Source organism: Thiovibrio sp. Mzg5 (assembly GCF_055379285.1).
The window spans coordinates 1551393-1563997 of record NZ_AP022872.1 but is presented as its reverse complement, the minus strand read 5'-3'; the positions used below and the strand labels follow the sequence as shown (position 1 = coordinate 1563997).

The window sequence follows — 12605 nt, the reverse complement described above, 5'->3', positions numbered from 1 at the left end:
TCATTTTTTCAACCAACGGAGGATAGTAGCATGAAAGACATTTTGATTGCAATCACCGGGGTGGAACTTGATTTTGAAACGGCACGGAAAATGGCCAGCATCATTGCCCAAGGGGAGAACAGGGAATCAGATTGCATCGCCTGGTCTGATGCGCGGCAGAAAAGCCATTCGCCCAGCTATGTGCAATGCGAGATTAACGGCAGGCCGGGTTGGGAGGTGTATGGCGAGAATCACGGCGGCTGGCTGAAGATTATTTTCAATCCAGGGGATTATGTGTTCATCCATAGTTGAGGGATTCGGGAAAAACCGCCCTTCGAGAGGCTCAGGGTGAGCGGGTATTACCGTAACGCATTGATATTCCGTTCGCCCTGAGATTCTATGGTTTACGTCAAGCATTTTGTAAGCCGTTCTGGGTTAAATGTCGAGCGGTAGTGATGAATAGACCAGGCGGCTCGGGCGATTTTCCGGGCGATGATCACCAACGTTGCGGTCGTACTCCAGCCTTTGCTGCGATAATGCTCATAAATAGGTTTCCAGACTTTGGTTTTGACGGCGGACATCGCGGCATTAAACAGCAGACGGCGTAATTCGCCGGGGCCGCGTTTGGACAAGCGTCTACGGCCAGCCTTGTGACCGGAGTCATTTGCTCTGGGGTCGAAACCGGTGAATGCGACGAACGCATCCGCATTGCGGAAAGGAACTCGTTCCAACGTATTGGTTAAGGCCATGCCCACCAGGGGGCCAACCCCCACAATGGTTTGCAACCGCTGTTGCGTTTCCTTGTGTTGCGGAGAACGGGCAGCAATCGTTGCCATGGCGACATCGATTTTGGCAATCAAAGCGTCGAGCTTGCACAAGACCGCCTTGAGCTCAGGGGCAAACCCGCCCAGGTTGGCCATCGTCAGCTTGAGCGTGCTCTTGATGCGGACGATCTTGGCCCGCCGCCGGATCAGATGGTCCAGCTTGCGCTGGTTGGCCGTGGGGGACGTGTAGGGACGCAGGCGAGTATGCTCTTGCGCGATGAGACGAGCGATTAGTTCGGCATCGACACGGTCGGTTTTGGCGCGGTTGCCCATGGCCTTGGCGTAGTGCCGGGTCTCCATTGGGTTAAGCAGAAATACGGTATAGCCTTGCCTATGCGCCAGATCAGCCAGCAACTCGTGATATCCGCCTGTAGACTCCAGGCCGATACGGCTGCCTGCGGGCAGGGATTTCAGCCAAGCCAGCAAAACTTCATGCTGATTGACAACACTGTGGACAGGAAAGCTTTGCGCAGCACAAGCAACGACAACGGCGTCTTTGGCAACATCCACCCCTACGTTTAGAAAGGTTTGCATGATGGTAGCCTCCAGAAGTAAAGTAATCATGCTGGGGTGGCACACACCGACGTTAGCTTGCGTTCAAATCGGCGGTCAATGCACATGCCGCTAGATTCTTCATCGACGTTTGGGGTGTGGTGGGAGATTTCTCAGTAAGTCTGTCCGCAGCGCGGCAGATGCCAGTCGAAGTCCCTCCACCCCGGCTCTTCTTCTTAGAGCTTCTCAGAAATGAGCTGTAAAAACCATACAAGCCTGTCGAAGGGCTGCCTTGACGGTAGGAATTACCGCCCATTCCCGGTCTCTTCTGCCATCCTCTCGCTGAGCACCTGGCGGAAGAGGATGCGCTTTGCCTCCCAGGGGGCTTCGGCGAAAGTCATCTGTCTGCCGATACTCCTGCCCTCGAGCCGATAGCACCAGAAGCCGTTGGCAACCGGCATGACCTGGCTGATTCCCTGCGGAGCCAGTTGGGCCAGCTCTTGGTCCTGGGGATTGAGCGGGTCGAGAAAGCGGGGGGCCAATAGGCCGCCAAGGGTTCTTGTCCCGTCCTGGGACATCTCTTTCGCCACCGTGGCCAGCTCCTCCCCAGCCAGCAGCCGTTGCCGGGCCTTTTCGCAGAGCATTTCCTGCTCCTGCCGGCGGGCCGGGCTGTCCATGGGGTTGGCGTAGCGGAAGATGCCGCCCAGCTCCAGTCTCTCCGGTAGGGTGATTGGGGCGCTTTTCAGTTGTTTGAGGCTTTTTGGGATGGTCTGCGTGAGCGCCTTGTTGTATTCCTGCAACCGTCTGGCCAGCCGGGCTTCCAGATCACTCTTCGGGGGTGCTCCGCCCAAGGCCTTGCGGACGATGGCGGTCAGGGTCTGCAAATCCGGGAGCTGGAGAGCGGGGGAGGCGGTGGCGAGCAATCCGGCCCCGACTGGCCCCGGTTTGGGGGCAGGAGTTCGGCGGCGGGCGCGGATTGCCTCGACCCAGGTCGGGGCAGGCGTTTCTTTGCGGAGATGGCCCAGGCTGAAGAGCGCCACCCCGTCATAGCCGTATTCCCCGGCAATTCGCGCTTCCTTGCCAAGCTGTTCTGGGCCTTTGTCGGAAGCGCCCAGCCCGGCCCAGAGGGCAATCTTTGGGTTGCGGGGGGTGTTCGTGATAATCTCCCGGAGCTGGGAGCCCACCCGGTCGGTATCCCCGAAATAGGCCATGGGGTAGAGGGCGTCCACCAGCCCTTCCTCTGCCCAGGCCTGCCATTCCTGGCCGTTTTCCAGATAGGCGGCTGAGGTTTCGGGAAAGACGGCGGCCGAAAGGACAGCCCCCGGTGTGCTGCCCTGGTCCACAACCTTCCGGACCTCCCGCAGCAGTTGGGTGACTTGGCCTGCGCGGAACTCGTTCCAGAAAAGCGCCGCCGTGGTAAGCACCCGGTCCGCAGGCAATTGTGTCCCCTCAAGCCAGGCGGTCACGGTCTCGGCAGTGAGTCGCTCGGGCAGCAGTCTGGGATCAAGCCCCCAGAGGCGCTGGAATTCTTCGGCCAGCACGTCGCTTTTCCCGTAGCCTGGGCCGGGGTAGCGGAGGAAGTCAAGATGAATCCCGGCCACCGGGTAGCGGGCCAGCAGCTCCCGGACCACCGTCACAAAAAGAGCCCGGTATTCCGCAGAGGCCGGGTCGGCATAGCTGCCTTCGATCCAGCCCAGCCGTTTTTCCCGCGCGGAATAGCTGGACACAGGCCGCCCGGTGTTGTCGGAGAGAATCCAGGGTTGGTCCGGGTGTCCGGGGTGCTTGGGATTTTCCGGTGGGGTGGCGCCGCCCCAGAGATAATAGACATTGAGCCAGGCATGGAGGGGCAGGGGGGCACAGTCCGTGAGCAGCTGCGCCAGGGGGTCGAAATCCGCCGGAGCCGCAGCCAGGTTCTCGGCCCGGGGTGCGATCTCGCTTCGGTACAGGGCATCGGCCCTTCCCCGGACCTGGATCAGCAGTTGGTCAAATCCTGCCTGCTTGGCTTGGGAGCAGATCGAGGCAACCTCCTCCGGGCTGTCCAGGTCGAAACGGACAACCCAGGCCGAGGTCCGCAACCGTGGAGCGCAGGCCGAGACCAGAAGCAGCAGGGCCAGGGCAGGGAGCAGGGTGCGCAGGGAAAGGGGTAGTGGTCTTCTTGGCATCCGGGTTGACCTTTTTGCGCTAGGATGGTAATTTGCGCGACGTTTTTAGGAGCCGTTACGAACTAATCTCTGCCTCCATTGTTACCGCGCCGTTTACGAAATGCGCCAGGAAAAAGATAATGACCGACCTGAAAAAATTTCCCGAAGGCATGCAGCCCCTGGGTGACTCGCCCTTCCCCTTTGCCTGCAACCCCGAGGTTCCCTGTTTTACCCGCTGCTGCCGGAAACTGACCCTCTTTCTCTACCCCTACGATATCATCCGCCTGAAAAAAAGGTTGGGGATCACCTCGGAGGAGTTTCTCAACACCTACACCGGCGTGGTCCAGGGGACCAATCCGCTCTTCCCTTCGGTTGTCATGCGGATGGGGGATGAGGCGGAAGGCACCTGCCCGTTTCTCGACCCGGAACGGGGCTGCCTCGTATATGAAGATCGCCCCTCCGCCTGCCGCACCTATCCCCTGGAGCGGGCCGTTGACCGCAACCCGGAGCGCGGCCAGCCCAGGGCCTATTATTTCATGACCGATCACTCGTACTGCCTGGGACATCAGGAGAAAAAGGAGTGGACGGTGAAGGAATGGCTCCGCGACCAGCAGCTGGTCTATTACAATGCCATGGACGACCAATGGGCCGAGATGGACACCCTCTGGGCCTCAAACCCCTGGCAGGGCGAGGGCGCGGCCGGGCCCAAACAGCAGCTGGCCTTCATGGTCTGCTACAATGTCGACCGTTTCCGGCAGTATGTGGTGGAGCACAACATGCTCAACGTCTACCGGCTGGACAAATCACGCAAACGGCTCATCGAGACCGATGATGAGGCCCTGCTTACTTTCGGCTACGACTGGCTCAAGCTGGTGCTTGGCAACCGGCCCACCCTCCAGTTGAAACGATAATGGCAACCGGTACCCTCTTGCCGTGCCGCCGGACGTATTCGTGAAGACCAGGCTTGCACATCTTCGCGCCTATCTTCCCACCATCGCCTTCTTTGGCGGTTTCTTGTGGGATGCCCTCACCATTGGCCGGTCGGTAGCGCCTTCGGATCTCTGGATTTTGTCCGGCTATCTCGCTGGCGCGGCTGGCATCCTGTGGTGGCTGGGGCATCGGCGCCACGCCCTTGCTGCGACAGGGTTCGAAGATGGGGCGCAGGTCACGGGCCCGCCCGTTTCTTTTTTTGCAACTTGGTGGGAGCGCGCTCCTTTTCTGCTGCTTCAGTTTCTGTTCGGCGGACTTTTTAGCGCGCTTTTCATTCTCTACTTCAAAAGCTCCAGTCACCTGACCGCCGTGCTGTGGTCTCTGGGGCTTGGTGGGTTGCTGGTCGCCAACGAGTTTATTGACGACAAGTACCATCGTTTTACCCTTACCTGGGCCTTGTTCGGGCTCTGCGCCATGCTCCTTTTCAACTTCCTGCTGCCCTTCATGGTCGGCAGCATCAGCATGGTGTGGTTTTACCTCAGCACCCTGGCCGGAGCAGGGCTCACCCATTGGCTGCGCAAGAAAACCCCGGGGTGTCCTGGGCGGGCGGCGCCGGTCTGGATCATCGCCGCCCTGCTGGCGGTGGCGTATCCCCTGGATCTTATCCCTCCGGTTCCCCTGGTGAAGCGGGATATTCAGGTGGGCAGAAATTTTGCGCATGCGGCGGCTGAGTATCGCCTCACCCTTGAAAAGGCCCCCTGGTGGGTATTCTGGCGGGAGTTGTCAACCGAGGTGCATCTTGTGCCCGGCGAGCGGCTGTACTGCGTTTCTTCGGTATTCGCCCCGAGAGGTTTAAGCACCCGCCTCTATCACCGCTGGGAGCATTACGATTCTAAGCGCGGTTGGCAGACCTTCTCCCGCATAGGCTTTGGCCTCTCCGGCGGTCGCAATGGCGGGTTTCGCGGCTATACCTACAAACAGGATATGGCGGCAGGGGAATGGAGGGTGAACGTGGAAACTGAAAATGGCCGCACGGTTGCTGTTCATGCTTTTAGCGTGGTGATGGATGTGCCACCTGACCCCGATAGGGTGACGGTGCTGGGCTTGTGAATGCGCGAGGAAGTAAAAGGATTGTGTCAATCTGGCCTCTGCGGGGCTTCAGCTTGTCAACAACCGTTAATGTCGTCATAAAAGGAGAAAAGCCCAAATGTCGATCCTGAAAAAAGCATTGATCAAAGCATCAGGAAATCGCTTCATGCAACGGGTGTTGGAGAGAAACGTGCGGGCCTCGCAAGATCTGATGGGGATCGGCTCTGGTGACGGAGTTTCAGGCAGTGGGGAACAGGCGATCTTCCATCTTCTCAAGCAGAGGGTTAAGCCCCCGTATTGTATTTTTGATGTGGGTGCAAACCAGGGGCAATTCCTTCAACTCATTCTTGATAATATCGCAGGGGCTGATTTTTCAATTCACTGCTTTGAACCAGGACGCGGAACATTCAAGATCCTTGCGGAATCTGCCAGGAAAGATAAACGAATTACGCTGAATAATATCGGGATAGGCAAAGAAAAAGGCGAGGCGGTATTACACTTTGACAACGTTGGCTCAGGGCTTGCTTCACTTACAAGAAGAAGGCTGGATCACTTTGGTATCGATTTCAGCAAGTCAGAAAAAGTGGAAATCAACACCATTGATAACTACTGTGCAGAGAAGGAAATACCCCGCATTCACCTATTGAAACTTGATATAGAGGGGCATGAACTTGATGCCTTCGCTGGCGCGAAAAGAATGTTTGAGGCAAAGGCAATAGACATTGTCACGTTTGAATTCGGTGGCTGCAATATCGATACGCGGACATTTTTTCAGGATTTCTGGTATTTTTTTAGTGAAATAAATATGAAAATTTTCAGGATTACTCCTTCAGGATACTTGTGTCCGATTGAGTCATATAAGGAAATTAATGAGCAATTTACGACCACAAACTTTGTTGCAATAGCAAACGGCTAACGGGTCAGGAGGGAAGGTCAAGTTATCACAAAATTTTGAATATGGAACGGCCCTAAGCTGTTCCATCAGGTCTTGATATTGACAATAATCCCGGCTTCATGTTCAAGATTATCCAGAGTGGTCAACAGGTTATTGAGGTCAAGAGGTACCTCCTGCGTCATCTGGCATACCGCATTATCTGAACAGTCATAGATGTCTAGAATAAAATCCTCGTTGTTTTTGGCAAGGACCAAATGTAAGGGTACTCCGCTGGCAGCCAGATCTTCATTGGCCTGTTTTATCATCTGATGGATGGATTTTTCCGCCAGTGGTGGACGAGGCGGAGTTTCTTCCTGGGACCCGGTTCCTTTACTCCTGTTTTTTTTCCTTTTTTCCCATTCCTGTCTGAGAACCAGAGGATCAACGTGTCGTACCCTGCCGATGGGCAACGGCGGATGGATGTCTTTCCGTGTTGGCAGTGGATCCGTGGGTGGGGGGGTTGGATTTCTCACCTCGTAAACCGCAAACGCATTTTTATACTCAATTGGTTGGGCTGTTGCAGGCTGGGTTGGATTCAGCACTTCGTTTACAACAGTCGTTGCCGTGGTGGTCGCAGTCTCCGTTGGCGCGGCTGCGGTGGTGGCAAGATTCACCCCTGGCGTCTCAACCACCGTAGCTGGCGTCCCAGTAGCCAGAGTTGCAGCCCCTGCGCCAGGGGGTAGGGTTTGCCCTGTAACCACTGGCGTTGCGGTGGGGCTCGTGGTTTCCGGCGGGACCAGAGGAGCAACCAGGGTCTGGGTCGCTTGATTAGCCGCCAAAGCAGCTTGTTGGGCGGGGGTCAGGTTTTGGGTCTCAAGAGCGGTTTGAACCGTTTCGTTAACCGCCAAGGCCGCTTCTTGGGCAGGACTCAACCCTTGAGATTCAGTAATCGATGTTAACTCGGGAGTCGGCCCCGTGGCTAACAGCGGTTCGGCTGGGGAGGTTGGCTCGAGGTTCAAGGTTTGCAGCGCCTCACTGCCCAGCAAGGCAACTTGTTGGGCAGGGGTCAAGTTTTGAGTCGCGGCAGTTGCTACGGCAACAGGGTTCTTCACGATGTTCAGCGGGGAAGTGGCAAGGGGCACAGAGGTCTGGGTTCGGTCCTGCAGGGCTGTTGGTAGGACTGGATTGGTAGCGTTAATGTCATCAACCGGCATGTCTTTTCTCCATCTACGGAAAGTTTTCTTCCCTTTTTGCGGAGCAGACGCATGGGCACGATACTCTTTTAAACCTATGATTTAAAAATAAACAGAAATAGGGGGACCGTCAATAGCGGCCAGGGAAAACGCTTTTCAGCCAATTCTTCTCCGGGTTTAACAAAATGAATGTCTGCTTGCGGGTGGGTTGAGGGGGCAGAATCATCCGTTTTTTTTGAAGTTGTGGGCCCCCTTGCCTAGTTCGCCTTCTTGACAAACTGGGTCAGGATTACAATCCGCTGGCCGTTTACTCTGGCCTCGATATGCTCAGGGTTATCCGCCACCAGCGAGATTCCGCGCACTACGGTGCCGCGCTTGGCCGTAAAGTTGGCCCCTTTTACATCCAAATCCTTGATCAACGTTACCGTATCGCCTGTTGTAAGCAGTGCGCCGTTGCTGTCGCGATGTTTGACTGCCTCTTCCTTGCTTTCTCCCTCGCCCGTTGCTTGCGCCCAGGCCTGGGTTTCTTCGTCTAAATAAAGCGTGTCGAGCAGGTCCTGGGCCCAGCCTTCGGCGCTCAGGCGTTTCAGCATCCGCCAGGCCATAACCTGCACTGCGGGGACCTGACTCCACATGCTTTCGTTCAGGCAGCGCCAGTGATGCACATCAACTTTTTCCGGATTGTCAATCTGTTCGCGACAGGTTGCACAGAGAAGCACGCACTGGTCCGCACTGCCGTTTGAGGTGGGTGGAACTTCATACACGCCCAGGCTCTCTGTGGCGCCACACAATTCACATTTGGATTCGCTGCGGACGTGTAAGGTTTTTTCTGTAGTCATTGGTTTTTGTTCCTTCTTTGTCGTTGGCCTGGATGCTCATCTGAAAACGCTTACGGCCAACTCAGGGAATGATGCAGAAGTCGGATAATATGCACGTCTCCTTTTCGCACCCGGTACACAACAACAAACGGGGTGCCGGAAACAACAAGCTCCTTCGTGTCCGATAACCGGCCCGGCCTGCCCAGGTTGGGCTGGTCTTGCAGGAGTTCCACCGCTTCTATGACCCGGCTTGCCATTCGCCTTGCCGCCGTGGGGTTATCTTGGGCAATGTACTCACCTGCCGCTTTCAGGTCGTCCAGCGCGGGCGCGGCCCATTCAAGCCTTCGCATTCTTTCCCCAAGTATTGAGGATGGCGATGGCCTGTTCATGGCTTTTCAGGTCGCCACGATCGGCGGCGGCAAGACCCTCCTTGATCGCTTCCACCTGCCATTCCTGGACATTGAGAAATTCCTCAATCGCCTGTGCTGCCAGAAACGACTTTGAGCGATGGGTTGTTTGCGCCAAGGCTGCCAAGCGCTCAGCCAGATCAGCGGATACCCGTGTGGAAACTAAGATCGTTTCATTCATACTGGCCGCCTCTTTGTTTTGTATACATTGTCATCATAAGTGATGATAGCATGGTTTGGGTAGAGAGACAAGCCAGTAGCCGCCGGTTTGGCAGTTCCCTCGCTCACCCCTGCCCATTCTGCCGCCAGCGCCCGCCCTTGCCGCCGTTGCGGGGCTGGATCTCCGCCTTGGTTTTCAGGTACATCACCGCGCTATAGCCCAGCAGCCCTTCCACCGCTGCGTCGAATTCCTTGCAGGGCCGGACGGTGAAATCCGAGGGCGGCTCGATATCCACCTCGCCCCGGCCGGTAAATTGCAGGGTCAGGGAGACCGGGCAGGTGCCATGGAACTCGCGCACCTTGTTTTTCAGGCTTTCCAATTTCGGTCTGCTCACCTGGTCGGATTTGAGCAGGATGCGGGCGCCGTTGGTGTATTTGCTCCGCGCCTCGCTCAGGCTGTCCACCGATTCGGCGATGATCTTGGCCCCCTGTTCTTCCTGTTTGACCGTGCCCAGCACGATGATAGGCTCGTCGGAGGTGAGGAGATGGCCGCACTTGGCAAAGGCCTCGGGGAAAACGACCACCTCGACGGCGCCGGCCCGGTCTTCGAGCACGATGAAGGCCATGCGGTCGCCTTTTTTACTGCGATGATCCTTGTATTCCCGGACCAGGCCGCCCACCCGCACCGGTTGGTTGTCGCCCCAGTCGCCAAGACTGGTGAGGTCGGTGTCGGCCACGGCCTTGATTTCCTGGTAGAAATTGTCCAGGGGATGGCCGGTGAGGTAGAAGCCCACGGTTTCCTTTTCAAAGAGGAGCCGCTCTTTCTCGGTCCATTCCGAGATGTTGGGCAGGTCGATGGTGTTGGCCTTGCTGCCCTGGGCCTGCGGCATGGCTGAGAAGAGCGAGATCTGGCCGCTCAAGCGATCCCGTTGTGCGGACTGGGCCTGTTCCAGGGCCATATCCAGGATGGCGAAGAGCTGGGAGCGTTTGGCCCCAAGGGAATCAAAGGCCCCGGCCTTGATCAGGCTTTCAATGACCCGCCGGTTCACCTTGCGGGAATCGACCCGGTCGCAGAAATCCTCCAGCCCTGCATAGGGGCCTTCTACTGCCCGCACCTCCATGATGGAGTCCAGGGCTTGCCCGCCCACGTTCTTGACTGCGGCCAGGCCGAAGCGGATGCGGTCGTTGACCACGGCAAAGTCCTTGTCCGATTCGTTGATGTCCGGGGGCAAGACCTCGATGTCGTGGTCCCGGCATTCGATGATGTAGCGCACCACCTTGTCGGTGTTGCCTACGTCGCAGGAGAGCAGGGCGGCCATGAACTGGGCCGGATAGTGGGCCTTGAGCCAGGCGGTCTGGTAGGCGATCAGGGCGTAGGCCGCGCTGTGGCTTTTGTTGAAGCCGTAGCCCGCGAACTTGGCCATCAGGTCGAAGACGTACTCGGCCTTGTCAGCCGGGATACTGTTCTTCTTGGCCCCGGCCAGGAATTTCTCCTTCTCCGCCTCCATGACCTCGGCCTTTTTCTTGCCCATGGCCCGGCGCAGGTTGTCGGCATCGCCCAGGGAGTAGCCGGCCAGGACGTTGGCGATCTTCATGACCTGTTCCTGATAGACGATAACCCCGTAGGTCTCCTTGAGGATCGGTTCCAACTGCGGCAACGGATAAATGGCCTGCATCCGGCCGTGCTTGGTATCGACAAACTGATCCACCATGCCGGATTCCAGCGGGCCTGGGCGGTAGAGGGCCACCAGAGCGATGAGGTCGGAAAAGACCTCGGGCTTCATCTTCATCAGCAACCCGCGCATGCCGGAGCTTTCCAGCTGGAACACCCCCAGAGCGTCGCCCTTGGCCAGCAGGTCATAGGTCTTGGTGTCGTCCAGGGGGATGCGGTTGATGTCGGGCTTATGCCCGATATCCGTAGCGATCAGCTTGAGGGCCCGGTCGATGACGGTGAGGGTCTTGAGGCCCAAGAAGTCGAACTTGATCAACCCGGTCATCTCGGTGTGGATCATGTCGTACTGGGTCAAGACCTCGCCCTTGGGGCCCTTGCAAACCGGGAGGTATTCCACCATGGGCCTGGGCGAAATGACGACACCTGCGGCATGGATGGAGGTATGGCGGTTGAGCCCTTCCAGGGTCTGGGCGATACGGAGAAGCTCCTCTATCTGGGGGTCGCGTTTTATCAGCTCCTGGAGGCGGGGCTCAGCCTCGATGGCCTTTTTGATCGTGATTTTCAGCTCTTCCGGGATGAGCTTGGCGATGCGGTCCACGTCGCCGTAGGCCACGCCCAGGGCCCGGCCCACGTCGCGGATCACGGCCCGGGCCTTCATGGAGCCGTAGGTGACGATCTGGGCGACATGCGCCTCGCCGCCGTAGCGTTGCTGCACGTACTCGATGACCTCGCCGCGGCGCTCCTGGCAGAAGTCCACGTCAAAGTCGGGCATGGACTTGCGCTCGATGTTCAGGAAACGCTCGAAGATCAGGCCATAAGGGATGGGGTCGATGTCGGTGATCCGCATGGAATAGGCGGCGAGACTGCCCGCGCCGGAGCCGCGGCCTGGGCCCACCGGAATCTCATGGTCCTTGGCCCAGTTGATGAAGTCGGCCACAATGAGAAAATAGCCGGGAAAGCCCATCTTGATGATGACGTCGATTTCGTGGGTCAGCCGGTCGCGGTAGGTTTTTTCAATCTCCGGGGTGAGTTCGCCGATCTCCCGCATGTCGTTGAGCCGTTCTTCCAGTCCGGCCAGGGCGGCCTTTTCGAACAGGGAGTCAAGGCTATCGCCCTCGGGCACCGGGAAGATGGGGAAATGGGACTCGCCAAAGGTCAGCTCGACATTGCACCGCTCGGCCAAGCGGACCGTCTCGGCGATGGCCTCGGGCGAATGGGCAAAAGCCCTTTTCATCTCGTCGGGCGATTTGAAGAAGAGTTCGTCCGTGGAGAACCGGAAGCGGCTGGCATCGTGCATGGTTTTGCCGGTCTGGATGCAGAGCAGCACCTCGTGAGCCTGGGCCTCTTCCCGGTTGAGGTAATGGCAGTCGTTGGTGGCAATGAGCGGGATGCCCAGCTCCTGGGAGAGCTGCTTGAGCCCTGTATTGACCACGGTCTGTTCCGGGATATTGTTTTCCTGCATCTCGAGATAGAGGCGGTCGCCGAACAGGGCCATGAGCTGGCGCGCCTCTTCCCGGGCGCCTTCCATGTCGCCGGCGGTGATGCGCATGGGGATACCGCCGTGCAGGCAGGCGGTGAGGGCGATGAGCCCCTCGGCATGGCTGGCCAGCACCTCCAGATCGATGCGCGGCTTGTAGTGGAACCCCTCCAGCTGGGCCAGGCTGGCCAACTTGAGCAGGTTCTGGTAGCCGGTATTGTTCATGGCCAGAAGCACGAGGTGGAAGGCGGCCTTGCCCGCGCTTTTTGCCGATTTGTCGAAGCGGTGGCTGGGGGAGACATAGAACTCGCAGCCGATGATGGGCTTGATCCCGGCCTTTTTAGCCTGGACATAGAATTCCAGCGCCCCGAACATGGAGCCGTGATCGGTGATGGCCACGGAGTCCATCCCGTATTCCTTGCACTTGGCCAACAGGTCGCCGACCCGGATGGCGCCGTCGAGCAGGCTGTACTGGGTGTGGACATGGAGGTGGACGAAATTGGCTGGCGGGGTTTCCGGCATGGGTAGTTCCAGGTAAATTTAAATGGTT

General features: G+C 57.8%; 11 protein-coding genes. 4 read left to right on the top strand and 7 right to left on the bottom strand.

The features are described 5' to 3' along the window. Nucleotides 1–30: 30 nt before the first annotated feature. Nucleotides 31–291: an AF1514 family protein gene (locus tag ACZ46D_RS07045; protein WP_464926748.1), complete on the top strand. Its 261-nt coding sequence runs from the start codon at nucleotides 31–33 to the stop codon at nucleotides 289–291. Nucleotides 292–383: 92 nt separating this feature from the next. Here the strand turns inward: ACZ46D_RS07045 and ACZ46D_RS07040 are convergent, their stop codons facing one another. Both ACZ46D_RS07040 and ACZ46D_RS07035 read right to left on the bottom strand, forming a co-directional pair. Next, nucleotides 384–1367 (bottom strand): IS110 family RNA-guided transposase, encoded by a 984-nt coding sequence (locus tag ACZ46D_RS07040; protein WP_464926747.1) that lies wholly within the window; start codon nucleotides 1365–1367, stop codon nucleotides 384–386. A 233-nt stretch (nucleotides 1368–1600) separates the two neighbouring features. Further along, nucleotides 1601–3457 (bottom strand): family 10 glycosylhydrolase, encoded by a 1857-nt coding sequence (locus ACZ46D_RS07035; RefSeq protein WP_464926746.1) that lies wholly within the window; start codon nucleotides 3455–3457, stop codon nucleotides 1601–1603. A gap of 119 nt (nucleotides 3458–3576) precedes the next feature. Between ACZ46D_RS07035 and ACZ46D_RS07030 the strand changes: the two genes are divergently transcribed. The 3 genes from ACZ46D_RS07030 to ACZ46D_RS07020 all read left to right on the top strand — a co-directional run bounded on the left by ACZ46D_RS07030 (nucleotide 3577) and on the right by ACZ46D_RS07020 (nucleotide 6371). Next, a complete protein-coding gene (locus ACZ46D_RS07030; protein ID WP_464926745.1) occupies nucleotides 3577–4347 on the top strand; it encodes a YkgJ family cysteine cluster protein in 771 nt (256 codons plus the stop codon). A gap of 40 nt (nucleotides 4348–4387) precedes the next feature. Then, nucleotides 4388–5476 (top strand): DUF2914 domain-containing protein, encoded by a 1089-nt coding sequence (locus ACZ46D_RS07025; protein ID WP_464926744.1) that lies wholly within the window; start codon nucleotides 4388–4390, stop codon nucleotides 5474–5476. Between the two features lie 97 nt (nucleotides 5477–5573). After that, nucleotides 5574–6371 (top strand): FkbM family methyltransferase, encoded by a 798-nt coding sequence (locus tag ACZ46D_RS07020; RefSeq protein WP_464926743.1) that lies wholly within the window; start codon nucleotides 5574–5576, stop codon nucleotides 6369–6371. Between the two features lie 65 nt (nucleotides 6372–6436). Here the strand turns inward: ACZ46D_RS07020 and ACZ46D_RS07015 are convergent, their stop codons facing one another. The 5 genes from ACZ46D_RS07015 to dnaE all read right to left on the bottom strand — a co-directional run bounded on the left by ACZ46D_RS07015 (nucleotide 6437) and on the right by dnaE (nucleotide 12577). Continuing rightward, a complete protein-coding gene (locus tag ACZ46D_RS07015) occupies nucleotides 6437–7543 on the bottom strand; it encodes a hypothetical protein (protein ID WP_464926742.1) in 1107 nt (368 codons plus the stop codon). Between the two features lie 236 nt (nucleotides 7544–7779). After that, nucleotides 7780–8361, bottom strand: coding sequence for a PhnA domain-containing protein (locus ACZ46D_RS07010; RefSeq protein ID WP_464926741.1), 582 nt, complete (start codon nucleotides 8359–8361; stop codon nucleotides 7780–7782). Between the two features lie 50 nt (nucleotides 8362–8411). Then, nucleotides 8412–8690, bottom strand: a complete 279-nt coding sequence (locus tag ACZ46D_RS07005) for a type II toxin-antitoxin system RelE/ParE family toxin (protein WP_464926740.1) — start codon at nucleotides 8688–8690, stop codon at nucleotides 8412–8414. Continuing rightward, on the bottom strand, nucleotides 8677–8928 hold the full coding sequence (locus tag ACZ46D_RS07000; RefSeq protein ID WP_464926739.1) for a CopG family ribbon-helix-helix protein: 252 nt from the start codon (nucleotides 8926–8928) through the stop codon (nucleotides 8677–8679). The genes ACZ46D_RS07005 and ACZ46D_RS07000 overlap by 14 nt, the downstream gene beginning before the upstream one ends. A 103-nt stretch (nucleotides 8929–9031) precedes the next feature. After that, nucleotides 9032–12577 carry a DNA polymerase III subunit alpha gene (dnaE, locus tag ACZ46D_RS06995; RefSeq protein WP_464926738.1) on the bottom strand — a complete coding sequence of 1182 codons (3546 nt, stop codon included), beginning with the start codon at nucleotides 12575–12577 and terminating at the stop codon, nucleotides 9032–9034. Nucleotides 12578–12605 lie beyond the last annotated feature (28 nt).